Source organism: Parasphingorhabdus sp. SCSIO 66989, from assembly GCF_032852305.1.
Taxonomy (GTDB): Bacteria; Pseudomonadota; Alphaproteobacteria; order Sphingomonadales; family Sphingomonadaceae; genus Alterisphingorhabdus; species Alterisphingorhabdus coralli.
Genome location: NZ_CP136594.1, coordinates 1,017,834 through 1,041,514, shown reverse-complemented (window position 1 = coordinate 1,041,514; position 23,681 = coordinate 1,017,834). Strand labels below are relative to the sequence as shown.

General features: G+C 57.4%; 23 protein-coding genes. 7 read left to right on the top strand and 16 right to left on the bottom strand.

Features of this window, described 5'->3' with window-relative positions:
- Positions 1–38: 38 nt before the first annotated feature.
- A complete protein-coding gene (locus tag RB602_RS04855; protein ID WP_317083478.1) occupies positions 39–464 on the top strand; it encodes a DUF2147 domain-containing protein in 426 nt (141 codons plus the stop codon).
- Between the two features lie 38 nt (positions 465–502).
- Here the strand turns inward: RB602_RS04855 and RB602_RS04850 are convergent, their stop codons facing one another.
- The 6 genes from RB602_RS04850 to RB602_RS04825 form a co-directional block, all read right to left on the bottom strand.
- Positions 503–916 carry a hypothetical protein gene (locus RB602_RS04850; RefSeq protein ID WP_317083476.1) on the bottom strand — a complete coding sequence of 138 codons (414 nt, stop codon included), beginning with the start codon at positions 914–916 and terminating at the stop codon, positions 503–505.
- 189 nt (positions 917–1,105) lie between these two features.
- Positions 1,106–1,759 (bottom strand): TetR-type transcription factor C-terminal domain-containing protein, encoded by a 654-nt coding sequence (locus RB602_RS04845; protein WP_317083474.1) that lies wholly within the window; start codon positions 1,757–1,759, stop codon positions 1,106–1,108.
- Between the two features lie 9 nt (positions 1,760–1,768).
- Positions 1,769–2,638 (bottom strand): crotonase/enoyl-CoA hydratase family protein, encoded by an 870-nt coding sequence (locus RB602_RS04840; RefSeq protein WP_317083472.1) that lies wholly within the window; start codon positions 2,636–2,638, stop codon positions 1,769–1,771.
- Positions 2,639–2,807: 169 nt separating this feature from the next.
- On the bottom strand, positions 2,808–3,590 hold the full coding sequence (locus RB602_RS04835; protein ID WP_317083470.1) for an SDR family NAD(P)-dependent oxidoreductase: 783 nt from the start codon (positions 3,588–3,590) through the stop codon (positions 2,808–2,810).
- A gap of 169 nt (positions 3,591–3,759) precedes the next feature.
- On the bottom strand, positions 3,760–4,932 hold the full coding sequence (locus tag RB602_RS04830) for an acetyl-CoA C-acetyltransferase (protein ID WP_317084417.1): 1,173 nt from the start codon (positions 4,930–4,932) through the stop codon (positions 3,760–3,762).
- Between the two features lie 90 nt (positions 4,933–5,022).
- The gene (locus tag RB602_RS04825; protein WP_317083468.1) at positions 5,023–5,919 is read right to left on the bottom strand and encodes a LysR family transcriptional regulator; all 897 of its coding nucleotides are present in this window, start codon (positions 5,917–5,919) and stop codon (positions 5,023–5,025) included.
- Positions 5,920–6,041: 122 nt separating this feature from the next.
- Here RB602_RS04825 and RB602_RS04820 point away from each other — a divergent pair, with 122 nt between their 5' ends.
- Positions 6,042–6,809: an SDR family oxidoreductase gene (locus RB602_RS04820; RefSeq protein WP_317083466.1), complete on the top strand. Its 768-nt coding sequence runs from the start codon at positions 6,042–6,044 to the stop codon at positions 6,807–6,809.
- Between the two features lie 73 nt (positions 6,810–6,882).
- Here RB602_RS04820 and RB602_RS04815 read toward each other — a convergent pair whose 3' ends face one another.
- The 9 genes from RB602_RS04815 to RB602_RS04775 form a co-directional block, all read right to left on the bottom strand.
- On the bottom strand, positions 6,883–8,310 hold the full coding sequence (locus RB602_RS04815) for an aldehyde dehydrogenase family protein (protein ID WP_317083464.1): 1,428 nt from the start codon (positions 8,308–8,310) through the stop codon (positions 6,883–6,885).
- 25 nt (positions 8,311–8,335) lie between these two features.
- Positions 8,336–9,628: a cytochrome P450 gene (locus RB602_RS04810; protein ID WP_317083463.1), complete on the bottom strand. Its 1,293-nt coding sequence runs from the start codon at positions 9,626–9,628 to the stop codon at positions 8,336–8,338.
- Between the two features lie 13 nt (positions 9,629–9,641).
- Entirely contained in the window at positions 9,642–10,169 is a 528-nt protein-coding gene (locus tag RB602_RS04805; protein ID WP_317083461.1) for a GNAT family N-acetyltransferase, read from the bottom strand.
- On the bottom strand, positions 10,166–11,704 hold the full coding sequence (locus RB602_RS04800) for an acyl-CoA synthetase (protein ID WP_317083459.1): 1,539 nt from the start codon (positions 11,702–11,704) through the stop codon (positions 10,166–10,168). Before RB602_RS04800 ends, RB602_RS04805 begins: the two co-directional genes overlap by 4 nt.
- A gap of 171 nt (positions 11,705–11,875) precedes the next feature.
- Complete coding sequence (locus RB602_RS04795) at positions 11,876–12,580, bottom strand: M23 family metallopeptidase (protein WP_317083458.1); 705 nt, start codon at positions 12,578–12,580, stop codon at positions 11,876–11,878.
- A 130-nt stretch (positions 12,581–12,710) separates the two neighbouring features.
- Entirely contained in the window at positions 12,711–13,505 is a 795-nt protein-coding gene (locus RB602_RS04790; RefSeq protein WP_317083456.1) for a ferritin-like domain-containing protein, read from the bottom strand.
- A 160-nt stretch (positions 13,506–13,665) separates the two neighbouring features.
- Entirely contained in the window at positions 13,666–14,139 is a 474-nt protein-coding gene (gene bcp / locus RB602_RS04785) for a thioredoxin-dependent thiol peroxidase (protein WP_317083455.1), read from the bottom strand.
- 18 nt (positions 14,140–14,157) lie between these two features.
- The gene (locus tag RB602_RS04780; protein WP_317083454.1) at positions 14,158–16,926 is read right to left on the bottom strand and encodes a bifunctional [glutamine synthetase] adenylyltransferase/[glutamine synthetase]-adenylyl-L-tyrosine phosphorylase; all 2,769 of its coding nucleotides are present in this window, start codon (positions 16,924–16,926) and stop codon (positions 14,158–14,160) included.
- A 5-nt stretch (positions 16,927–16,931) separates the two neighbouring features.
- Positions 16,932–17,597 (bottom strand): sigma-70 family RNA polymerase sigma factor, encoded by a 666-nt coding sequence (locus RB602_RS04775; protein ID WP_406568391.1) that lies wholly within the window; start codon positions 17,595–17,597, stop codon positions 16,932–16,934.
- Positions 17,598–17,748: 151 nt separating this feature from the next.
- Between RB602_RS04775 and RB602_RS04770 the strand changes: the two genes are divergently transcribed.
- The 5 genes from RB602_RS04770 (at position 17,749) to aguB (ending at position 23,084) form a co-directional block, all read left to right on the top strand.
- Positions 17,749–18,726 (top strand): agmatine deiminase family protein, encoded by a 978-nt coding sequence (locus tag RB602_RS04770; RefSeq protein ID WP_317083451.1) that lies wholly within the window; start codon positions 17,749–17,751, stop codon positions 18,724–18,726.
- Between the two features lie 15 nt (positions 18,727–18,741).
- Positions 18,742–20,277, top strand: coding sequence for an FMN-binding glutamate synthase family protein (locus tag RB602_RS04765; protein ID WP_317083450.1), 1,536 nt, complete (start codon positions 18,742–18,744; stop codon positions 20,275–20,277).
- A gap of 61 nt (positions 20,278–20,338) precedes the next feature.
- Positions 20,339–21,184, top strand: a complete 846-nt coding sequence (locus RB602_RS04760; protein WP_317083448.1) for a class I SAM-dependent methyltransferase — start codon at positions 20,339–20,341, stop codon at positions 21,182–21,184.
- Positions 21,185–21,215: 31 nt separating this feature from the next.
- On the top strand, positions 21,216–22,103 hold the full coding sequence (locus RB602_RS04755) for a class I SAM-dependent methyltransferase (RefSeq protein ID WP_317083446.1): 888 nt from the start codon (positions 21,216–21,218) through the stop codon (positions 22,101–22,103).
- 117 nt (positions 22,104–22,220) lie between these two features.
- Positions 22,221–23,084 (top strand): N-carbamoylputrescine amidase, encoded by an 864-nt coding sequence (aguB, locus tag RB602_RS04750; RefSeq protein ID WP_317083444.1) that lies wholly within the window; start codon positions 22,221–22,223, stop codon positions 23,082–23,084.
- A 126-nt stretch (positions 23,085–23,210) separates the two neighbouring features.
- Here aguB and RB602_RS04745 read toward each other — a convergent pair whose 3' ends face one another.
- Positions 23,211–23,681 (bottom strand): DUF2269 family protein, encoded by a 471-nt coding sequence (locus tag RB602_RS04745; RefSeq protein WP_317083442.1) that lies wholly within the window; start codon positions 23,679–23,681, stop codon positions 23,211–23,213.

Genomic DNA, 23,681 nt, shown 5'->3' with positions numbered 1-23,681 from the left:
CAACCGGTGCAATCGCGCTGGCAAGGGAGAATTATTCGATGATGAAAATGATCAGGTTCTTGCTGGCGCTAACCCTGGCCAGCGCAGTCCTTGCACCCGCTCTTGCGCGACCGGCCAGCATCAATGGTCGCTGGCTCACCGAAGAGAAGGATTCGATCATCACCATCAGCCAATGCGGCTCCACGGTCTGCGGCAAGATTGAGCGGATTTTGGTGCAAACACCTGACGCCAATCAGAAGGATGTCAACAATCCCAACCCCAAGTTACGCTCGCGTCCGGTATTGGGCTTGCCGGTGCTGCTGAACTTTCGCCCCGATGATACAAAGTGGAACGGCAAGGCATATGATCCGAAGACAGGCCGTACCTACACCACCAACATCACTCTGCTGAAGAATGGTAAGCTCAAGGTTCAGGGCTGTGTCGCCATATTTTGCCAATCGCAATATTGGACACGGGCCAGCTAAGACTGCTCTCACAGGCTCACGCCGGACTCTTTGGATGGCTATTGAGTTTCCGTGTCGCCATCCAGATGCGCCACCCGAAAGGCCTGCATCTTGCGGCGTATATCCTCCAGCGCCTTGGTCCGTGTCGTCAACATGCTGGCCGTTGAGCGATCATCATTGACCGGCTCTGGCTCCGGCGAAGGCCAATGCACGACTGATTCATGGGCGGTAGTGCTGTCATTGATATCATTGGCATGGGCCAGAACCCTATCGGCCTCGCTCAGCGACTTTACCAGCAGGCGCAATTGCACGCCATAGCGATCACTGGAGAGCCATTCCGGCTGTTCACGCAACGCCGTGAATTGCCGCCGCACCTCGGCATGCATGTCCCGGACATCGCCAATATCTTCAGCCTGCAGCGCAAGCCGCAACCTTGCAACCGACCTGTCCAATGCCGTCGCTGCGGCTAACATCCAGCCACCGCGAACCCAAAGGATTCCGCAACACCCATAGGGGTACCTTTCCTGCCATAGCGGCGTTTCTGCCGACTAGGTAAAGCCGGGAAACACCAATCCATATACGCGCTAACGGTCAGGGGACGGTGCGATTAAGAACTTTTATGGATGTTGGATAATTGGCGACGTCGTGCAAAAGGGCAAGTTTCAGACCATGATCCCGCGCATGATGATATCCACCGTCTGATCGGCATAGGAATCGCGCATCCCCTCGTTCAGATTGTCCTGACTGAAGCAATGTCGCAGCACCAGGCGCGCGGAGAAAAAGCGGTCCGCCGCGCCTGTTACCGTGAAATAGAAAAGCTGCGGATCAATATCGCGGAACACGCCCTGTTCGACACCATCCTTGATCAACCGATTATAGGCTTCGGAAAGCGGACGCAGATAATCATCGGCGATCTTGCCTGCATCTTCAGGTGAAGAATCGCGCACCAGCCGCATCAACAGCCGATTGAGATAGGGATAATCAAAATAGGTCGAAATCGCCGCGCGGATATGTCGACGCATCTTGTCATCAGGCGACATATCCTTGGCCAGCAAGGTTTCTACGCTGGTCAGAATACGCCGCATATTGCGATCCAGCAGCGCCAGCATCAGCCCTTGTTTGTTGCCAAAATAATATTTGACCAGCGCACTGTTCAGCCCCGAACGCAAAGAGAGCTCACTCAGTGAAATATCCACGGTGTCGCCCTCGCGCATGATCGCGCTGGCGGCATCAAGCAACTGCTCGCGTGCATTGCCCGCATCATTCTGCGCCAAATCACTATTGGCTGGATCGGCTCTGGTTGCATTCTTGGTCATAGATACATGTTATTTATAGTCAGGTTCATCCCACCAAGGGAAGAAGTCGGGCAAATCTGTCGACACCTTGTCGGGATAGGCAGCCTCACGTTTTTCCAGGAAGCTGGCGATACCTTCTTTGGCATCTGCCGAGCGCGCCCGGGTGAAGATGGCACGACTGTCTATACGGTGCGCCATCATGGGATGCTCCTCGGCAGACAGGCGCCACAACATTGCCCGGGTCATTGCCACCGAGACCGGCGCGGTATTGTCGGCAATCTCGCGCGCCAATGCGGTCGCCGCTGGCAACAGATCATCAGGCGCGTGGATCGAACGGATCAGACCACCGGCCAATGCTTCCTCTGCGGGGAAAACCCGACCGGTCATGCACCATTCCATTGCTTGCTGCATGCCGACAAGGCGTGGCAGGAACCAGCTTGAGGCGGCCTCGGGAACAATGCCGCGGCGGGCAAAGACGAAACCGTATTTCGCCTTCTCACTGGCGAGACGGAAATCCATCGCCAGCTGCATCGTCGCGCCAATGCCAACCGCCGCGCCATTGACCGCTGCGATCACCGGCTTTGTGCACTGGAATATCCGCAAGGTCAGCCGCCCGCCACTATCGCGGACGCGTTCATCCGCCAGATCGGGTACCTCATCCTCACTGGCAAAGACTTGACGGCCATCATCAGGGGTCAAGTCAGCCCCGGCGCAAAAAGCTTTGCCCTCGCCAGTGACAATAACCGCCCGCACCGCATCATCCGCGTCGATAGCATCAAAGGCGGCGCACATTTCCTGCTGCATGATGCCGGTAAAGGCGTTCATCTTGTCCGGGCGGTTGAGGGTGATGGTGGCTATACCATCAGCAATAGCATAGCGGATTTGGGTGTAGTCGGTCATGTCGATCTCCTCTCCCCTCCTCTTCAGAGGAGGGGCAGTGAGACTTAGGGCCGTAAGGCCCTTAGTCGCAGCGGGGTGGTGCCGCGGCTGGGTAAGAATTCGCTGTCGCGAGCTCGACTTCGTCTCGCCACCACCCCAACCCCTCCTCTGAAGAGGAGGGGCTTTAAAGTCACCGTGGCGCCATGCGGATGCCGCCATCGAGGCGGACATCTTCGCCGTTGAAATAGCCGGTCTCAATCATGCACAAGGCAAGCTTGGCATACTCATCGGGGATACCCAGACGCGGCGGATGCGGCACCATCGCGCCCAGCGCATCACGCACATTTTGCGGCGCACCGGCGAGCAGCGGCGTATCGAAAATACCCGGCAAAATGGTGTTAACCCGGATGCCTTCGCGCGACAGATCACGGGCAATCGGCAAGGTCATGCCAACCACGCCACCCTTGGAAGCGGAATAGGCCGCCTGGCCGATCTGGCCATCTTCGGCCGCGACCGATGCGGTGTTGACCATTGCGCCGCGGTCACCATTTTCCAGCGGATCAAGCGTCAGCATGCCCGCTGCCGATTTGGCGATACAGCGGAAAGTGCCGACAAGATTAACCTGAATAACAAAGTTGAACGCATCGAGCGGGAAATGCTTGATCGAACCATCTTCCTTGGACCGGCTGGCGGTCTTGATCGCATTGCCGATACCGGCGCAATTGACGAGGATACGCTCCTGCCCATTGGCGGCGCGCGCCTTTTCAAAACCGGCATCAACGCTTTCTTCCTCGGTGACATTCACCTTGCAGAAGGTGCCGCCAAGTTCAGCCGCGAGTGCTTCGCCTTTTTCTTCGTTGAGATCGAACAGGGCAACTTTGACGCCCTTTTCGGCAAGGCGTTTTGCGGTGGCTGCGCCGAGACCCGATGCGCCACCGGTGATAACGGCTGAAATGCTATTGTTGAGTTCCATATTCTTTCTTGCTCCGTGTTTTCCTCTCCCTTCAAGGGAGAGGATATGAAGACTTAGCAGCCCCGAACGGGCTGGTTAGTCGGAATTGGAGAGGGGCCCTCTCCCGCTGCGACTAGGCGGACAAGCCGCCAAGTCTCGCGACCTCTCCCTTGAAGGGAGAGGTAAGGAATCACCCCAGCCGCTCGATAATCGTGACATTGGCCTGGCCACCGCCTTCGCACATGGTTTGCAGACCATATTTGCCGCCTCGGGCTTCCAGTGCATTGAGCAGGGTCGCCATCAGCTTGGTTCCCGAGGCACCGAGCGGGTGGCCGAGCGCAATCGCGCCGCCATTGACGTTGAGCTTGTCATGGCTGCCGCCGGTATGCTTCATCCAGGCGAGCGGCACGGGAGCAAAGGCTTCATTGACCTCATACAGATCAATATCGTCGATATTCATCCCCGCCCGCTCCAGCGCGCGATCGGTGGCGAATAGCGGCTCTTCAAGCATGATCACGGGATCGCCGCCGGTAACGGTGAGGTTGTGGATGCGCGCACGCGGGGTCAGGCCATGGTCTTTCAGCGCCTGTTCGCTGACCACCAGCACCGCCGACGCGCCGTCGCAAATCTGGCTGGCATTGGCCGCCGAGATATAGCCACCTTCCTTGACCGTTTTCACCCCGGATATGCCTTCGAGCGAAGCATCAAAGCGGATGCCTTCATCGACCTTGTGCATCTCCTCGCCTTCGGGAGTCTCGACCTTTACCGGCACGATCTCATTGTCAAACGCCCCACTTTCAACCGCCTTGGCCGCGCGCTTGTGGCTTTCCAGCGAGTATTCGTTGAGGTCATCCTTGGTCTGGCCATATTTCTCGACGATCATCTCTGCACCATCAAACTGGCTGAACATCACGCCGGGATAAGCCTCTTCCAGACGCTCCGACTTATAATTGCCGAGGCCCTCTTTCATAAACAGCGCCGCAGTGGAACCCATGGGCACGCGGGTCATGCTTTCGATACCGCTGGCCAACACTACATCCTGGGTGCCGGACATCACCGCCTGTGCGGCAAACTGGATAGACTGTTGCGAAGAACCACATTGCCGGTCAATCGTCACGGCGGGGATGGAATCGGGCAGATTGGAAGCCAGCACCGCATTGCGGCCGACATCCATGGTCTGCTGCCCGCCCTGCATCACACAGCCGGTGATAACATCGTCAATCGCCTTGGTGTCAAAGTCGTTGCGCTCACCAATCGCATCAAACACCGCTGCACCCAGATCCACCGGATGCACCCCGGCCAAACGCCCGCCGCGCCGACCACCCGCCGTGCGCACAGCATCAACAATATACGCTTCCGCCATCATGATTCTCCTATGTGATTGTCTTGTTTAATCGATTGATTAAACTCTGCGCTGGAAGGGGTCAATGGGGAAGCTTTGTCCAGCGCCAGATTAGTCCAACACCAAACTCTGTCGGACCGCTTTTGCCATGCGATCAATAAAAGTCCGCACCTTTGCCGGAACAAAACCACCAGCAATATATAGCGTATGCAGAGGATAGGCCGGGAGCTGAAAATTCTCAAAGAGACAGACCACCTCGCCGCTCGCGATCTCTTTCTCAAACGCCCAATGCGGCCCAAGATGGATACCCCGCCCTGCCACAACCAGCGCGCGTATCGCGGTTATGCTGTTTGCACTGAAACTGCCCGAAACGGTTATGGATTTTGTCGCATCGCCTTGCTGCAAAGTGATTTTCTCGTCGCGCTGGCCAGGGCGGTAAAAGACAAACCTATGGTCTGACAGTTCTTCGGGATCGCTCGGAGCGCCATGCCTACTCAGATAATCTGGTGAAGCTACAAGCACCCGTGGTACCGCACCCAATCTGCGCGCTATCAGGCTGGAGTCGGGCAATTGGCCAATACGCACCGCAACATCTATGCCCTGCTCACGCAAATCGGAAAAACTGCTGCCCAACAGCAACTCTACACACAAATCGGGATAATCCTCTTGCAAATCACTCAACACTGGAGTGACAAAGCGCGCACCAAAATCAACCGGGGCTGTGACACGCAGCAACCCGGTCGGCGTATCCACCATACCGGTCACTTCTGCTTCAAGACTTGCCTGTGCATCCACGAGCTGCCGCATACCGCGATAGTATTGCTCGCCGGCCTCGGTTGGCGTCGACCGTTTGGTCGAGCGTTGCAACAGCTTTACGCCCAAGCGCTGCTCTAGCCCTGCAATTTTGCGGCTCACCGCCGATGGGTCTGCCCCGATCTGCTCAGCCGCAGCTTTAAGACTGCCTGTCTCCACTACACGGAGAAAGAGTTGTTCGCTTGCTCGATCCATAAATGTGATTTTTGCATGTATAAGATGAAAAATCTATCTCTACATGCATGTATCTGCACGACTTATGTCTCTTATCGTAGCCGAGATGGTTCGGCGCAACAGCAAAATGAAGGAGACAGACAATGGAAAATTCAGCAGCAAATGACCTCAAAGGCAAAGTCGCTTTGGTTACCGGCTCAGCCCGCAATATGGGCCGTGCCTTTGCCGTGGCACTGGCAAGCCGCGGTGCCGATGTGGTCGTGCATCACAATAGCGACAGTTCAGCCAGTGATGCAGAAGAGACCGCACAGCTGGTGCAACAACAGGGCAGTAAAGCGCTTATCGTATCAGGTGATCTGAGTCAAACACCCGCCGTCAGAGCGATATTTGTCGCCGCAATGGATGCCTTTGGTCGCATTGATATCGTAATCAACAATGCTGGTGTCGTACTCAAAAAACCTGTCGCGGACGTCAGTGAAGAAGAATTCGACACGCTATTCGGAATCAATACCAAGGCACCGTTTTTTGTCATGCAGGAAGCCGCAAAAGTGATTTCCGATAATGGCCGCATCATCAATATCGGCACCAGCCTGCTCGGCGCAACGACGGGCCTTTATGGCCTTTATGCCGGATCAAAAGCACCGCTGGAGGACTTTACCCGGGCCTTGGCTAAAGAGATTGGCGACCGCGGCATTACGGTCAACACGGTTTCGCCAGGCCCGATTGATACACCCTTTTTCCATGGCGAGGAAAATGAGCATTCGACAGCCCTTCTTAAAAGCATGTCGCCACTGGGTAGGCTTGGCGAGATCGAGGATATTGTCCCGCTTATCGACTTCCTTGCGTCCGAAGAAAGCCGCTGGGTGACCGCACAAACGCTGTTTATCAATGGAGGTTTTGTTGCCCGCTGAAACACGCAGGAACACAAGAAAAGAAAGGGAGGCACAATGGCCTCCCTTTCTTATCTTGGTTCTGGCTTTTTATTTAAGCAGCAGCTTCCCGCTTCACCGTAATCACCTGCGGATAGGTGAATTCGAGCAGGCCTTCCTTGCCATATTCGGCGCCAAAGCCGGATTGCTTGTGGCCGCCGAACGGTACGAAGGGCGACAGGTGCATAAATTCATTCACCCAGACAGTACCGGTTTCCATCTGCTCGGCGACTTCGACGCCCTTGTCGACATCCGAGGTCCAGACCGCACCGGCAAGGCCATATTCGGACGCATTGGCGCGTTCGATGGCTTCATCGACGGTGGAGAATTTCATCAGAGGCATGACCGGGCCGAACTGTTCCTCGGCGACGATACGCGCGTCCTCTGGCGGGTTGTCGAGGATGGTGATCGGCACATAATAGCCGGTGCCTGACGGGTCGCCCTCGTCACCACCGACAAGGAACTGATAGCCATTGTCCTTGGCGTCCTGGATCAGCTCGAGCACGCGCTCATATTGCTTTTTGTTCTGGATCGGGCCGACCGCGGTGCCCTGTTGTGCGCCGTCGCCGACCTTCACATGCTTGGCATATTCGGCAATCGCAGCGGAGAGGTCATCGTAGATGTCCTCATGGATATAGATGCGCTTGGCGGCGATGCACACCTGACCGGCATTGGTGAAGCTTGACCAGAACAGCTGTTCGGCGACCTTTTCAACATCGGCATCGGGGAGCACGATCGAGGCGTCATTGCCGCCCAGCTCCAGCGTGATGCGTTTGAGGTCTTTCGACGCGCCTTCCATGATCTTCTTGCCCGTAGCGGTGGAGCCGGTGAAGGTGATCTTGTCGATATCGGGATGCTCGGTGATCAGCGGGCCGAGATTGTCCTCACCGGTAATGATGTTGACCACGCCAGCAGGCACCACATCCTTGATAAGCTCGGCCAGACGCAGCGTCGCCAGCGGGGTAAACGGCGATGGTTTGAGCACGATGGTACAGCCTGAAACCAGCGCCGGGGCAATCTTTTGCACTGCCATCATCACCGGGAAGTTCCACGGCACGATACCGCCGACCACGCCGACCGGCACGCGGCGGGTGCGCGACAAACGGGTGTCGCTGTCCTCATTGACTTCATCTTCGAGCGTCAGCGTCGCCTGCGCGCCGGACATGGCCGCGGCGCCGCCAATTTCCTGCTGCGCCTGAGCATGTGGCTTGCCCTGCTCGCTGGTCAGCAGGCGGAAAAGCTCGTCCATATTGTCGCTGATCGCCTTGGAAATGCCCTGCACCACCTTCTGGCGCTCCTCAATCGGGGTTTTCGACCAGCTCTTGAACGCGGCGCGCGCGGCGGCGACGGCCTGGTCGAGCTCTGCGGCGCCACAGCTGGGCACCAGCCCGATCACTTCCTCATTGGCCGGGTTGAGCACTTCGAGCGTGGTATCGGTGGTGACCATCTCGCCATTGATCAGATTTTTATAGAGTGTTGTCATTGTCTCTCTCCTTGGGTGGGGAATTTTAACTTGCGGTAATTTTGAGCGGTAATGTCTTGAGGCCGCCGACAAAGATCGACTTGGCCCGTTGCGGTTCACCTGCCAGTTCCAGACTCTCTATACGGTCCAGCAGGGCGTTAAACAATATCCGCATCTCGAGCCGTGCCAGATGCAGGCCAAGACACTGATGCGCACCCGCCCCAAAGGCCAGATGGCGATTGGGTGAGCGCGCCGCATCAAAGCTGCGCGGATTGTCGAATATTGCCGGGTCATGATTGGCGGCAACATAGTTGATCATCAGCCAGTCACCTTTGGCTATCGGCACGCCGCCAATCTCGCAATCTTCTGCCGCGGTGCGCATAAAATGCTGCACCGGTGTGGTCCAGCGGATCGCTTCCTCGACAATGCCAGGGAGCAGTGAACGGTCTTCCCGCACCCGCGCCCATTGCTCCGGGTCTTGTGCCAGCGCCTGCATCGCCCCGGCGGTTGAGGCGGAAGTGGTGTCGTGCCCGGCGGTGGCGACGATGATGTAATAGCCCGCCATTTCGCGGTCGCCCAGCGGCGCGCCGTCGACTTTGGCATTGGCGATGACGCTGGCGACATCGTTAGTCGGGTTGGCACGTTTCTCGGCGGTGACCTGAGCAAAATAGGTTTCAAACGCGGTCACCGAGCCGGAGACGATCTGGATAATCTGCTCCTCGGTCATATCGGCCATGCCGCTGCCCGACAAATCTTCATCCTGCCCACCGAACATCTGCTGGGTGAGAAACAGCATTCGCTCCTCATCCTCTTCGGGCACGCCCAATATCTGCATCACCACATGCAGCGGATAGGGCGCGGCAACTTGCTGCACGAAATCGACCTCGGGGCCATTGGCGATCAGTCGATCCACCGTCTTTTCGGCCAGCGCAGTAATCTCGGCCTCAAGCTGTTTCAGGTTCTTGGGCATGAACCATTCCTGTGTCAGCTTGCGATATTTCATATGCACCGGCGCATCGAACACCACCAGCGAGTCGACCAGCATATTGCTGCCGGTTGCGGCCAGCGAAAACTCGGTCATCTTCTTGCTGGCAAAGACCACGGGGCGCGGATTGTTGAGGAAACCGGCATTGTCCTTGGAAATGCGCATGACATCCTCATAGCGCGTCACCAGCCAGAACGGCTCAAAGCTGTCATCGCTGGCAACCATGCGGCCGACAGGCATATGATCGCGCAGCCAGTCAAACTGATCCAGCGCGCCGTCCCAGTCGCTATAGGTTGCAGGGTCCAGCACAGCCTCGGCGCGCTCCTGCGGAATGTGGGGGCTTTCGGTTATCATAGCATTCTCCCCATCAACTCTGTGCGGCATGAAACAAGGGATGAAAGCCGATAATGCCATCGGGTCTCGGCTGACCCATGGGCAATAGCTGATAATATTCTGCCGGTTCGCCGCCCGGGCAGCATTGCGGCGCAGGCCGGAAGCCGAAACGGTGATAATAATCAGGGTTCCCAACCAGCACGCACCCAGCCGCATTGCGATGGCGCAGCATATCCAGACCGGAATTGATCAGCGCGCTGCCAATGCCCGTCTTCTGCACCTCCGGTTCAACCGAGACCGGGCCGAGGGCATACCAGCCGGATGCACCATCCGCAGCAACGGCCGGAGAGAAAGCCACATGCCCGACAACGCGGCCTTCGCTCTCGGCAACCAGCGAGATCGCCAAAGCCCCGGCTGCGCGCAACGCGTCTACCAGATCCTGCTCATCGCCATCAGCATAGGGCATGGGGGCAAAAGCGCGTTTGGTGAGATCATGGATCGCCGCCTGATCCTCCGGCTCCTCGGCGCGGAGATTTAGGTCAAGGGCGGTTGCCATGCTCATGCGACGATCTTGCTGTCCGACTTGCCCCAATATTCATCGCGCAACAGCCGCTTGTAGAGCTTGCCGGTGGCATGACGCGGCAGTTCTTCGCGGAAATCGATCTGTTTCGGCATTTTCACCCGCGACAGGCTCTGCTCCATAAAGGCGTGCAGTTCGTCGGCCAGTGCCTCGCCCGCATGCGCCGGATTGAGTGGTTGCACCACGGCGACCACCTTTTCGCCAAAGTCCGGGTCGGGTGCGCCGATTACGGCGGCATCAGCGACTTTTTCATGCGTTACCAGCAGATTTTCGATCTCTTGCGGATAGATATTCACCCCGCCGGAAATGATCATAAAGCTCTTGCGGTCGGTGAGGTAGAGATAGCCCTCTTCATCAACCTTGCCGACATCGCCAAGCGAGGTCCAACCATGCTTGTTGGCGGCGCTTTTCGTCTTCTCCGGGTCATTATGATAGGTGAAGGCACCGCCGCCCTCGAAGAAGATCTGGCCTTCCTCGCCGACTGGCACTTCATCGCCTTCCTCGTCACAGATGCGGATGGTGCCGAGCAGCGATTTGCCGACCGAGCCTTTATGCGCGAGCCACTCTTCGCTTTTCAGGAAGGTAAAGCCATTGCCCTCGGTGCCGGCATAATATTCGTAAATTACCGGTCCCCACCAATCGATCATCGCCTCTTTGATCGGGATCGGGCAAGGCGCAGCGGCATGGACCGCGCATTTCAGGCTCGACACATCATATTTGGCGCGCACCTCTTCAGGCAGCTTAAGCATGCGGACAAAATGTGTCGGCACCCATTGGCTGTCGGTGACCTTGTACTTTTCGATCAGTTGCAGTGCATGTTCCGGGTCGAATTTCTCCATCACAATCACCGTGCCGCCCAGCTTATGAATCGCCATGCACCAGCGTAACGGCGCGGCGTGATAAAGAGGCGCAGGCGAGAGATAGACAGCATCGCCATTAAGCCCAAAAGCGCCGACACACAGCATCAACAGCGCGTTGGTCGCGGCGATATCCGGGTCTTCGGGCAGCGGCAGGCGGATGCCCTTCGGCTTGCCCGTAGTGCCGGAGGAATAGAGCATATCCACCCCGCCACGCTCATCGGCAATCGGGGTATCGGGCATGGTGCGGAAAATCGCATCGGCATCGTCGTCACCATCCCTGCCGAAGACAAGTTGCTCAACATCAGGCGCCTGTTGCTGCAGCTCGTCCAGCAGATGCGCCATGGAGGTGGAGGTTACCAGCAGCTTTGCGCCGCTGTCTTTCAGGATATAGGCGATCTCCGGCGCGGTCAGGCGATTGGAGATAGCGACATAAACCAGCCCCGCCCGTTGCGCGCCCCAGACCATATCAAAATAATGCAGCTGGTTTTCCATGCAGATGGCAATGGTGTCGCCAATCTCCAGGCCGCGCGAACGGAACAGATGCGCGGCGCGATTGGAACGGCGATCAAGCTGGCTATAGGTCACGGTCTCACCGCTCCCCGCCATAATCAGCGCAGGCTTGTCCCCCTGCGCTTCGGCGTGCACCGAAGGATGCATAGGCTTCTCCTATATGTCGTTCGGCTTTTTGCCGATTCTTGTGCTTTTTGCTAACTGCGATCATTGTTTAATCAGACGATTAAATCAATGCCGTTCTGCGCTTTCACTCGGGTACAGACACGAAAAAGGGGGCCGAAGCCCCCTTAAATTCTGTTCGCATCACGTAACGGCTTATTCAGCCTCGTTTTCCTCTGGACCACCCTGGCCCTGATTCAGACGATCCTGCATCGCCAGCAGATAGGTGGAAGAACGCAGAAACGGTTCCGGGTTAACCGGCTCGCCATTGATCCGCACTTCATAATGCAAATGGCTACCTGTCGAGCGACCTGTGGAACCCATAAAGCCGATCAAATCGCCGCGTTTCACCTTTTGGTTAGGAGCGACATTGAGGCGCGACATATGGCCATAGCGGGTCTGAATATCGCCGCCATGCTCAATCTCGATATATTTGCCATAGCCGCTTACCCATTGGGCACGACCGACAACACCATCGGCAGTGGCATAGATAGGCGTGCCAATCGGCGCTGCCATATCAATGCCTTTATGGCGCTTGCGGCGGCCGCGGAAGGGGTCTTCGCGATAGCCATAGCGGCTGGTAAGGCGAAATTTATCAACCGGCAGGCGCGACGGGATGGCGACTTTACCCATATTCTGGTCATCACGCTTCTGCCAATTGGCAAAAAGCGCCCGAAAATCTTCGTCTGCTGCGCCGAGCGGTGTGACATCGCTGTTCTTCTCTGCAACCTTGTCAGCAATGTCGGTCGGCGCTGCCGGACCGGTTGCCATTGCTGGCGCAGAGACCAGAATCATGAGAGAAGCAGCAGAAACTACCGCTTTCTTGATATAGGTCAAAGTAACTTGCGAAAATTCTGTCATACGACCTCTTAAGGGTTTATTTTTATCTCTTAATCTGACTGTGGCTCGAACCGCTTTTTGATTCAGAACACAGCAGCGTTAAATCCGTGCGCTTTTCATTATCTCTATGACGTAGAGGTAAAATTATATTTCAGTCCTGCGCAAGGGGCGCGTAATATTCTCGCGTTAAACCGGCTGACTCACGCGCTGAGTCGTTAAATGGCGGTTTCAGCGAACCACGAAAGTAAACAGAAACCAAATTTTGCCAGCTTTTTGCCGGGTCGAGATTCTGTGCTTGACAGCCATATTCAAACCAGCGCGTTCCGGCCCAAACATGCCGAATTTCATCATGATAGATGCGATTCAGAATCTTGGCCGAGGCCATATCACCCTGATTTTCGAATCGAGTAACCGTTGCCGGAGTGATATCCAGACCCCGCGCTTCAAGCACCATCGGCACCACGGCGAGCCGCGCCTGAACATCATGCCGCGTGGCATGTGCAGCCTCCCACAGGCCATCATGCGCGGGCAATGCGCCATAATGGCTGCCCATCTGTTTCAACCGCCGGTCGAGCAGCGCGAAATGCATCGCCTCATCGGCCCCGACGCGCATCCAGTCGGAGATAAACTCCTCGGGGAATAGCCCGCCAAAACGGCCGATCAGGTCGAAGGCGAGGTCGATGGCGGAAAACTCAATATGCGCCAGTGCGTGCAACAGCGCGATCCGCCCCCGTTCCGATCCGCCCTTACCGCGTTTCGGCATTTTATTGGGCGGCAGCAATTCGGGCTGATCTGGTCGTGCCGGATAATCAGGCATGGCGACCGAACATTCAGCGCTCAACCGACCCAATCGCCATTGGCGCGCCGCAAAACGCGCTGCCATCACCTTATCACGCGGGTCTGCAGCAGCCAGAACCGAGCGACAGGCTTCACCTACGGATTGCATATCAGGCTCCTTTAAGCCCCTCCTCCTTTAGGGGAGGGGCAGCGAGACTTAATGAGCGCAGCGAGTTTAGTCGCAGCGGGGTGGGGGATATCCACTTGCGCAGCGCTTGTTGAACGCCCCCACCCCAACCCCTCCCCTAAAAGGGAGGGGCTTAGTGCATTCAAGCAACCAACTCGCGCGCGGCTTCCAGCACCGCCGCGCCATGCTCCTTGACCTTCACCTTGCGCCAAGCCTTGGCGATCTTGCCCTCGGCATCGATCAGAAAAGTCGAACGCTCAAGACCCATATAGGTCTTGCCATACATGCTTTTCTCAACCCACACGCCCATGGCTTCCGCCATTTCCACTTCCTCATCCGAGGCGAGTTCAATGGCAAGATCATGCTTGTCGATAAACTTGGTATGCTTTTTCGGCGGGTCTTTGGACACGCCGAGAATGCTCACACCCAGCTTGTCGAATTCAGGCTTGAGCTCGGTGAATTGCAAGGCTTCCTTGGTGCAGCCCGGGGTATCGTCTTTGGGGTAGAAATACAGCACCCATGGCTTGCCCTTATAGTCCGATGCCGACACTTCTGAACCGTCCGGCCGCACCATGGTGACGTCTGGAATGGCCTGTCCTGTCTGATCTTCGCTCATATTCTGCTCCCTCAAAATCTAGCCGTGGTCCAATGTGGGTATCGCGCCCAATATGGCAATGCGCGCGGCGCGAACAATATCCGTGTAGTACTGATAATGTTCGGTCACCTCGTCCCACTGGGTCATCCCGCAGGCCTGCGCCACCAAAGGCCGGGAAGCTTCGGCAGGGCTGTTATCCTGTGGCGTCACCAGCCGCGACATCACCAATAGCCGGGTGAGAAAATTATGTGCTTCGATCAAATCAGGCGAAAGCAGCTTGTGATCGACCAGCATCGCCAGCGCTTGTCCCAGATGCGGCGACAGGCCCTGGCCATGAATAAGCTGCTGGGTGTGGATGCAGAATTCGAGATCGACCAGAGCCCCGCCTGCCAGCTTGGCATCCCATGGTCCTTTGGGTGGCTTGGCTTTGGCCATATCGCCACGCATCGCCAGTGCATCCTTAGCGATAGCCTCGGCTACCCGGCCACTGCCCAACAGACCAGCGATACCGTGTGACAAGCCATTGCGCGCCTGTTGTGAGCCATAGACCGGCCGCGCCCGACACAGCGCCATATGCTCCCAGGTCCATGCCTTTTTGCGCTGATAGTCCCAAAAACTCTCCATCGAAGCAGCAAGCAAGCCCTGCATCCCCGATGGCCGCAGGCGGGTATCGACCTCGTAAAGCGGCCCGGTTGCCGTCGGCAGCGACAGCCCCGCGCTGACTCGCTGAGCCAGGCGATTGAAATATTGCGTACCGCTCAGCGGTTTGGGACCATCGGATCGTGCATCATGCGCGCCGGTAAAGAGATAGACGAGATCAAGATCGGACGCATGGGTCAGCGCCTCGCCGCCCAACCGCCCCATCGCCAATATCACCAGCTCGCCCCCCGGCACTTGGCCATGTTGTTGCACAAACTCCTGCGTTACCCGATCCGTCACCACCGCAATCGTCGCTTCGGCGATGCGGCTATAGTCCAGCGCCGCATCCAGCGGATCGGTGCGTCCCTCGATCAGTTGCACGCCTATGGCAAAGCGGCGCTCGGCGATATCGGTCGCCACCCGTTCGAGCATCAGGCCGAGATCATCGCAACCATCGCGCTGCTCAAGCTCGGCAATGATCGCTGCCAAGTCATCCTGTCGGTCAAATATGCTGGCATCGACAATACCGTCAATCAGGCTGGCGCGCATCGCCAGCGCCTTGGAAAGCGCAGGCGCATGGCACAATAGCCGCGCCAATATACCGATCAGCGCAGGACGTGCAGCCAGCAGGTGGAACAGGTCCAACACGCTCGGCAATTGCTGCAGCATGGAATCAAGCCGATTGATGGCATCCACATCGCCCTGTTCTTCTCGGATCGCGGCAAAAAGCGCACCGATCTGGTTCTCAAAAGCCGCACGGCTTTGCGGCGTGCGCAGCGCCTTGACTTTGCCCGAGCGCCAGTCGGCAAGACGCCCGGCAATAGATTTCGGATCGGCGAACCCCATATCGCTCAACTCTGCAATCAGAACCGGCTCCTCATCGGAAAACAATGACACTCCCTCATCTTCATCCGGGTCTGCGCCTGTTGCGACGCCCTGTCGCACCAGCAAATCATCATAATGCGTACTGGCCATAGAACAGACCGAACGCAGCTGCTGGATTAGCACTTCACTATCAGCCAGACCGTGCAACTGTGCTACGTTGTTTAACGCAGGCATATCCTCAGGCAGGCTATGGGTTTGCCGGTCTTCCACCATTTGCAGCCGATGCTCGATGGTGCGTAGCTTCACATAGCTTTGCGACAGTGCCTCCGCCTGATCGCCAGCAATGATCTGCTCTGTCGCTAATGCGGCCAATGCTTCGAGCGTATTGCCCGAGCGCAGTTCAGGGTTACGCCCGCCGTGGACAAGCTGCTGCGATTGCGCGAAAAACTCAATCTCTCTGATACCGCCGCGCCCGGTTTTCAGGTTAAAGCCGGGCGCTGGCAGTTGCTCACCCTTGTGATGCGCGCGGATGCGCCGGGTCAGCTCGCCAATCGCATCAATGGTGCCAAAGTCGAGACTGCGCCGCCAGACAAAGGGCTGTATCTCTTGCAGAAAATACTGGCCCAGCGTTTCACACCCTGCCGCCTGACGCGAGCGAATGAACGCCGCGCGCTCCCAAGTCAGCGCCCGCGATTCATAATGGCTGATGGCGCTGCGGATCGGCAGCACCATCGGGCTGACTTCTGATTCCGGTCGCAAGCGCATATCAACACGAAAGACATGGCCATCGCCGTCCCGCTCCGAGAGCAGTGCGATCAGCTCGCGCCCGACACGCTGCGCTGCATCATGCGGTGTCTCCTTGCGCCGCGATGGCATGGTTTCCGGGTCAAACAGGAAGATCGGATCAATATCGCTCGAATAGTTGAGCTCATGCCCACCAAGCTTACCCAGCGCGATCACTGCAAATCCCGTTGGCGCACAGTCATATCGACGGGCAAAAATGCTCTCCAGCGCGGATTGCAGGCAGACATCGGCAAAATCGGAGAGCGCCCGAGCCACCTGTTGAAATGACAGCGCCCCCGCCAGATCACCTAAAGCAAGAGCCAGCATCATATCACCGCGCGCCAGCCGCAATTGCCGCGCGATAACCAGATTTGCCATGCCCGCTTCGTCTATGGTGGATGGCTGAAGTGCCAAGGCGCGTTGCATCGCAGCATCCAGTTTCCCGGCGCGAATATCGCTGACCAGATCGGGGCGCATCTCCATCATCCGTCGTAAAAACGGTGCATGCGCTTCAGCGCGGGCAATGGCATCAGACCATGAAACTGTTAGATCATCCGCCAACAGCGCTATTCCTCTTGGATGCCTGTATCCGATTGACCATTCACATCAGAGCGGCCACCGCTCAACAGATCGAGCTCGGCCATAATCTCGCGCAACGGATTATCACCACGCTTCCCGGCCTCGGCCAATCGCTCCAGATTATCACCATCCAAAATCGTCGCCAGCGCCGCCCGACCACGCGCGACCCGGCTCTTGATCGTACCGAGTGCTACATCGCAAATCTCGGCCGCTTCCTCATAAGAAAAGCCACCAGCGCCGACCAATATCAAAGCCTCTCTCTGGCTCTCGGGCAACAGCCCCAAAGCCCGTTGCACATCCGCCAGATTAAGCTGCGCATCCTGCTGCCCCGAGGCCGACAATATCCGGTCGCTGGCGAGCTCATCCCATTCGCCGACAAATTTGTTCCGCCGCATCTGCGACAGGAACACATTGCGCAAAATGATAAAGGTCCAGGCGCGGATATTGGTCCCCGCCTCAAACCGCTCGCGCGCACTCCAGGCGCGGAGCAGCGCCTCCTGCACCAGATCATCAGCAACATCGCGATTACCCGAAAGCGAGCGTCCATAGGCCCGCAAATGCGGCACAGTCTCCGCCAGCGCAGCCTTGAACTCGCTATCAGAAAGGCTGGCTTTTTTTGCGGTCACTGAGATCCCTGTTGTCTGTTGCGCCATTACGGGCAGCTATATGGCCATCAACAACGCTACGGGGCAATATGTGCTGCAAATGCTTGGATAGCAATGCCTGCTTGTCTCCAACCAGAGCATCTGGCAAGCGGCTGGCATATCGTTCTATCCCAAAAAAGTATTCAGGATACCCATTCCCATGCCCAACCGCCTACCCGCCGAATGGGAGCCTCATGAGAAGCTGTGGATCGGGTTTCCCCATGATGCGACTGAATGGCCGGGCCAATTGGAGGCGGCGCAGCGCGAGGTTGCAGGTTTTGCCAATGCCGTTGCGGCCAGCGGTGAGGCTGTATCTTTGATCTGCCGTAATGCAAGTAACCTGGCCCTTGCCCAATCGCTGGTTGATCCTGTCGTGCAATGTAGCCCGGCAGAATATGGCGACATCTGGCTGCGGGATACCGGACCTTTAGTGACGCGCGCTCCCGATGGCAGTCGGCGGGCGCAGATATTCCGTTTCAATGGCTGGGGTGGCAAATATCGGATTGCTGGGGACGAGACCATTGGCGTCGATCTGGCCAAAGACGCAGGTCTTCCAACCAACCATCATGGCTGGATATTGGAGGGCGGCGCGATTGATGTCGATGGCAGGGGATTGGGCGTGACCACCGAACAATGCCTGCTCAACCCCAATCGCAACCCGCAAATGCGGCGCGAGGATATAGAAGATGCGTTGCGCGCAGCCTTGGGCATAGAGCGGCTTCTCTGGCTTGGTGACGGGTTGATCAATGACCATACTGACGGCCATGTTGATAATCTTGCCCGCTTTGTTGCACCCGGTGTGCTGGCAGTTCCTGAAGCATCTGGCGGCGATGATCCCAATGCCGATATCTATGCTGATGCCGCTGACCGCGCCGCGGCATTTGGTCTAGAGACTATCCGGCTGCCCTCGCCCGGGCGGGTGGAGAGTGAAGGCATCGTCCAGCCCGCATCGCATATGAATTTTGTAGTCGGTAATCGGGCCGTCTTTGTCCCGGTTTACGGCACACCATATGATCAGGCGATAGTGGACGCGTTACAGGCCATATGGCCCGATAAAAGCATTTTACCGCTGCCCGCTTCGGCGATATTAAGCGGCGGAGGCAGCCTGCATTGCGCCAGCCAGCCGCTTTTTGCCTGAACGGGAGATAGGCCGATGGAACAAGATATCATGAACGTGATTGGCAATCTGGACGCGCTGGAAACGCTCGGCCGCATGACTTCCATATTGGTTTTTATCATCGGCCTGATCCTGGCAGCAATTGTGGTGATGTTCGTTATCGACATCACCCAGACCAAGGACGCGGTGCGGCGTAACTATCCGGTTATTGGCCGCTTCCGCTATCTTTTCAGTTCTTTGGGCGAGTTTTTCCGGCAATATTTCTTCGCCATGGATCGCGAGGAACTGCCGTTCAATCGTGCCGAGCGCGAATGGGTTGGCCGCGCGGCCAAGGGCGAAGGCAATACCGTCGCCTTTGGCTCAACCAAAAGCCTCGCGCCTCCGGGGACCGCAATCTTTGTCAATTGCCCCTTCCCTGTGCTCGATCAGGACCGTGCCGAAACAAAGCCACTGCGGATCGGCCCTTATTGCGCCATTCCCTATGACGCTCCGTCCTTTTTCAATATCTCGGCGATGAGCTTTGGCGCGCTGTCGGTGCCGGCCGTCCGCGCGCTCAGCCATGGTGCGAAAATCGCTGGCTGCTGGCTCAATACCGGTGAAGGCGCGATCTCGCCTTATCACCTGGAAGGTGGCTGTGATCTGGTGTTCCAGATCGGCACCGCCAAATATGGCGTGCGCAATGATGACGGCTCGCTCAATGATGACAAACTGCGCAAAGTCGCCGCGCATGAGCAGGTGCGGATGTTCGAGATCAAGCTCAGCCAGGGCGCGAAGCCCGGCAAGGGCGGCATCTTGCCGGGTGCCAAGGTTACCGAGGTGATTGCCGAGACACGCGGCATCCCGATCGGCGAAGCCTCGATATCACCCAATCGCCACCCGGAGATTAATTCGATCGATGACCTGCTCGATTTCATCAATCATGTCCGTGATGTCACTGGCAAGCCCGTCGGCATCAAGGCCGTGCTCGGCGCCTATGGCTGGGTCGAAGAACTATGCGAGGCAATTCATGAACGCGGTATAGAAAGCGCGCCCGACTTCTTCACCCTCGACAGCGGCGATGGTGGTACGGGCGCGGCACCGATGCCGCTGATCGACAATGTCGGCTTGCTGATCAAGGAAAGCCTGCCGATGCTGTCCGACATTTTCCATCGCTATGGCCTGCGTGACCGTATCCGCATCATTGCATCGGGCAAGATGATTACGCCCGCCGGTGTCGCGCTGGCGCTGGCAGCAGGTGCCGATTTCATCAACACCGCGCGTGGTTTCATGTTCTCACTCGGCTGTATCCAGGCGCTGAAGTGCAACAAGAATACCTGCCCCACCGGGATCACCACCCATAATCCGCGACTGCAGCGCGGCCTCAACCCGGAGGATAAAAAGGCCAAGGTTGCGAGCTACCATCATAATCTGGTGCATGAAGTTGAAGTCATTGCGCATAGCTGCGGTGTGGGCGAACCGCGAGGGCTGCGGCGGATGCATGTGCGGGTGGTGCAGGATGATGGCAAATCCAGACCGATGGACGAGCTCTATCCGCGCCCGGAACCCTTGCCGCAATATGCAAATGCCAATTGAGACCAGCGCACCATAGGCCTATAGAACAGCTCAGAAAAACTACAGTCCCCGGGAGAATGCCATGAAAGCCCTTTACGCCCTGCCGCTTGCCGTTGCCCCGCTGGCAATAGCTGCAACCACTGCACCGCTTGTTGCACAAGAAAGCGCAGATGATACCGCGCTGGAGGCTGCGCTGGCCGCACCTGCCCGCGATGATGACCGCGCCCGAGACACCTATCGCCATCCGGCAGAAACGCTCGCCTTTTTTCAGGTAAAGCCGGACCAGACAGTGGTGGAATATGCCCCGGGCGGCGGTTGGTACACGCGCTTACTGGCGCCCTATATCAGCGCCTCAGGCCGTTATATTGCGGTCAATGGCGATACAGACGGACGCACTTTCAGCGACCGTGCGCGTGAGGCGCGCAGCAAAAGCTGGCCCGAGCGCTTCCCGGACATTGTCGCCGAATGGACCGGCATTGACGCTGAAAAGGTGCTCGCCTTTGAAAGCGATGAGGCGCCTGAAGACATAGTCGGCACGGTTGACCGGGTTTTGATTTTCCGCTCCATCCACGGCCTGCTCAACGGCAACAGGGCCGATGCTGAGTTGCGCGCACTGCGCACCTTGCTCAAGGACGATGGCATGGTCGGTGTGGTGCAGCATCGCGCCAAGGCTGATGCGCCTTATGATGTGTCCAGCGGCACGCGCGGCTATGTGAAGCAAAACTATGTCGTCAAACTGTTCGAGCTGAATGGCTTTGAACTGGTCGACAGTTCCGAGATCAATGCCAATCCGAACGACCCTGCCGATTGGGAGGGTGGCGTTTGGACGTTGCCGCCGATCCTGCGCTATGGCGATGAAGATCGCGAACGCTATCTCGCCATTGGCGAGTCTGACCGGATGACCCTGTTGTTCCGCAAAGCCAAATAACCCCAAAACCCTACATACTAAGGACAAAACCATGCGCAATTATCTCGCCCTGATGGCCCTGCCACTTCTTGCCCTCACCGCCTGTGAACAGGCAGGAACAGAGGCCGAACCCACAGAACAAGGCGCAGAAGCAGAGGCCAATGCCGCGCTTGATGCTGTTCTGGCTGCCGATCTGCGCGCCGATGACAAAGCCCGCGACGAATATCGCAACCCGGCGGAAACGCTGGCTTTCTTTGGCGTAGAGGCCGATGATACCGTGATCGAATATGCACCGGGCGGTGGCTGGTACACCCGCATTCTTGCGCCCTATGTCACCGAAAATGGTAGCTATGTCGCGGTTGGCTTCGCACCAGAGGCCGCCGAAAGTCTGGGAGAAGACTTTATGGCGCGTGTGCGTGAAGGCGGAGAGACGTTCGCAGCGAAGCAGAGCGAGAGCCTGGGTATCGATGCGGAAAAACTGCCGTTCCATTTCGGCAACGCTATTCCGGCTGACCTCAATGGCCAGGTCGACCGGGTGCTGATCTTCCGCATGATGCACAATCTGATGCGCTGGGGGATTGCCGATGGCGAGATTGAAGCGCTGAAAGCCACGCTCAAGCCCGATGGCATGATCGGTATTGTACAGCACCGTGCCAAGGCCGATGCGCCCGCCGACTATGCCGATGGCAATAAGGGCTATCTCAAACAGGCTGATCTGGTGGCGTTTATGGAGAAGCACGGCTTTGAACTGGCCGCTGAATCCGAGGTCAACGCAAACCCCAATGACACCGCCGATTATGAGAAAGGCGTCTGGACCCTGCCGCCCAGCTATGCCGAGGGTGAAGAGTCCAAGAAAAAATATGATGCTATCGGTGAAAGCGATCGCATGACGCTGCTGTTCAAGCTCGCCGATGCCGGTGATGGTGAAACCGAAAGCTAAATCCCAACTGCGTCATTGCGAGCGTAGCGAAGCAATCCAGAGCGTCTCGTGCGGCTCTGGATTGCTTCGTCGCTTCGCTCCTCGCAATGACAGTTCATAGTTAAGGAGCACAGTCTCATGGAGGCCATCACCATAGCCGCGATGCAATTGCCGCTTGCCGGTGGCGAAGTGCAGAATATCGCGGCTGTCAGCGATATGGTAGTGGCCGCCGTGGACAAGGGCGCGGAGATCATCCTGCCGCCCGAATTGTTCAGCGGCCCCTATTTCTGCACCTTGGAGGATGAAGCCCTGTTCGCCCTCGCCCATCCAGTGAGCGAGCACCCCTCGGTCAAGGCGATGCAGAAGCTGGCGAAAGACAAAAAGGTCGCGATCCCGACCAGCTTTTTTGAGCGCGATGGCCAGCATCATTACAACTCGCTGGCGATGATCGGCGCCGATGGCGAGATCATGGGTGTCTATCGCAAAAGCCATATCCCCGATGGCCCGGGCTATGAGGAAAAATTCTATTTCCGCCCCGGCAATACCGGCTTCAAAGTCTGGGATGTGTTCGGCACCAAAATCGGTGTTGGCATCTGTTGGGACCAATGGTACCCGGAATGTGCTCGCGCTATGGCATTGATGGGGGCCGAGCTGCTTTTCTACCCCACCGCCATCGGTTCAGAGCCCTATGATGCCGCGCTCAACACCGCCGATATGTGGCAACGGGTGATGCAGGGCCATGCCGCCGCCAACGCCATGCCGGTGATCGCCAGCAACCGCATCGGCAGCGAAACAGACGCCAGCGGCAACAGCCAAAGCTATTATGGCCACAGTTTTATCACCAACGAAAAGGGCGACAAAATCGCCGAATATGGCGCGGATGAGGAAGGCATATTGGTCGCCAGTATCGACCTGAAAGCCGCCCGCCTGTTCCGCGCCGGCATGGGCTTCTTCCGCGACCGCCGGCCCGAGCTATATGGCCGGCTGGTGGAGGATATTTAAGACCTAAGCATCTCGTCATTGCGAGCGTAGCGAAGCAATCCAGGGCAACACGCACTTGCACTGGATTGCCGCGTCGCTTCGCTCCTCGCAATGACGACACTATTTTTCAAAGACGCTCCGTCACCTTTAGCCCGGCTTGGCGATCATCAGATACATCGCGATCATCAGTGGCACAAAACTGATCAGGCCCCAGGTGATCCAGATGCGCGAGAGGCGGCGATATTCGGGGGTTAGCGACTCTTCGCCCGCAAATGCCCTGGCCAGCCGCGCCTGTTTGATCTGCACCGGCACCAATATGCCGAGCCAGATCACCCCCGCGGCGATAAACATTAACTGGCTCCACAACAGCCAGTCCGGCTCCAACAGACTAAATTCCGCGACCCAGATTAAGCCATAGCCGCCGACCATGGTGAGAATGATGCCGGGGATGGTGAGGCCGAAATCGGTGCCAGTCACCATAGCCTGGCCAAAGGCGATAATGCGCCAGTCCTTGGAGCGGTCAGCAAACACCTTCCATACTGCAGTCACAGTGACATTGCCGAGCAGCAGAACCACGCCGAAAATATGCAGGTATTTGAAGATATAATAGCTTGTCAT

What these genes read in the sequence shown, in the direction of transcription:
- RB602_RS04850 (WP_317083476.1), bottom strand. Translation starts at nt 916, where the DNA reads ATGTTAGCCGCAGCGACGGCATTGGACAGGTCGGTTGCAAGGTTGCGG.
- RB602_RS04765 (WP_317083450.1), top strand. Translation starts at nt 18,742, where the DNA reads ATGGAACAAGATATCATGAACGTGATTGGCAATCTGGACGCGCTGGAA.
- RB602_RS04745 (WP_317083442.1), bottom strand. Translation starts at nt 23,681, where the DNA reads ATGACAAGCTATTATATCTTCAAATACCTGCATATTTTCGGCGTGGTT.
- RB602_RS04845 (WP_317083474.1), bottom strand. Translation starts at nt 1,759, where the DNA reads ATGACCAAGAATGCAACCAGAGCCGATCCAGCCAATAGTGATTTGGCG.
- RB602_RS04820 (WP_317083466.1), top strand. Translation starts at nt 6,042, where the DNA reads ATGGAAAATTCAGCAGCAAATGACCTCAAAGGCAAAGTCGCTTTGGTT.
- RB602_RS04790 (WP_317083456.1), bottom strand. Translation starts at nt 13,505, where the DNA reads ATGCAATCCGTAGGTGAAGCCTGTCGCTCGGTTCTGGCTGCTGCAGAC.
- RB602_RS04830 (WP_317084417.1), bottom strand. Translation starts at nt 4,932, where the DNA reads ATGGCGGAAGCGTATATTGTTGATGCTGTGCGCACGGCGGGTGGTCGG.
- RB602_RS04835 (WP_317083470.1), bottom strand. Translation starts at nt 3,590, where the DNA reads ATGGAACTCAACAATAGCATTTCAGCCGTTATCACCGGTGGCGCATCG.
- RB602_RS04770 (WP_317083451.1), top strand. Translation starts at nt 17,749, where the DNA reads ATGCCCAACCGCCTACCCGCCGAATGGGAGCCTCATGAGAAGCTGTGG.
- RB602_RS04775 (WP_406568391.1), bottom strand. Translation starts at nt 17,597, where the DNA reads ATGGCGCAACAGACAACAGGGATCTCAGTGACCGCAAAAAAAGCCAGC.
- RB602_RS04855 (WP_317083478.1), top strand. Translation starts at nt 39, where the DNA reads ATGATGAAAATGATCAGGTTCTTGCTGGCGCTAACCCTGGCCAGCGCA.
- RB602_RS04755 (WP_317083446.1), top strand. Translation starts at nt 21,216, where the DNA reads ATGCGCAATTATCTCGCCCTGATGGCCCTGCCACTTCTTGCCCTCACC.
- RB602_RS04840 (WP_317083472.1), bottom strand. Translation starts at nt 2,638, where the DNA reads ATGACCGACTACACCCAAATCCGCTATGCTATTGCTGATGGTATAGCC.
- RB602_RS04815 (WP_317083464.1), bottom strand. Translation starts at nt 8,310, where the DNA reads ATGACAACACTCTATAAAAATCTGATCAATGGCGAGATGGTCACCACC.
- bcp (WP_317083455.1), bottom strand. Translation starts at nt 14,139, where the DNA reads ATGAGCGAAGATCAGACAGGACAGGCCATTCCAGACGTCACCATGGTG.
- RB602_RS04810 (WP_317083463.1), bottom strand. Translation starts at nt 9,628, where the DNA reads ATGATAACCGAAAGCCCCCACATTCCGCAGGAGCGCGCCGAGGCTGTG.
- RB602_RS04795 (WP_317083458.1), bottom strand. Translation starts at nt 12,580, where the DNA reads ATGACAGAATTTTCGCAAGTTACTTTGACCTATATCAAGAAAGCGGTA.
- RB602_RS04800 (WP_317083459.1), bottom strand. Translation starts at nt 11,704, where the DNA reads ATGCATCCTTCGGTGCACGCCGAAGCGCAGGGGGACAAGCCTGCGCTG.
- aguB (WP_317083444.1), top strand. Translation starts at nt 22,221, where the DNA reads ATGGAGGCCATCACCATAGCCGCGATGCAATTGCCGCTTGCCGGTGGC.
- RB602_RS04805 (WP_317083461.1), bottom strand. Translation starts at nt 10,169, where the DNA reads ATGAGCATGGCAACCGCCCTTGACCTAAATCTCCGCGCCGAGGAGCCG.
- RB602_RS04760 (WP_317083448.1), top strand. Translation starts at nt 20,339, where the DNA reads ATGAAAGCCCTTTACGCCCTGCCGCTTGCCGTTGCCCCGCTGGCAATA.
- RB602_RS04825 (WP_317083468.1), bottom strand. Translation starts at nt 5,919, where the DNA reads ATGGATCGAGCAAGCGAACAACTCTTTCTCCGTGTAGTGGAGACAGGC.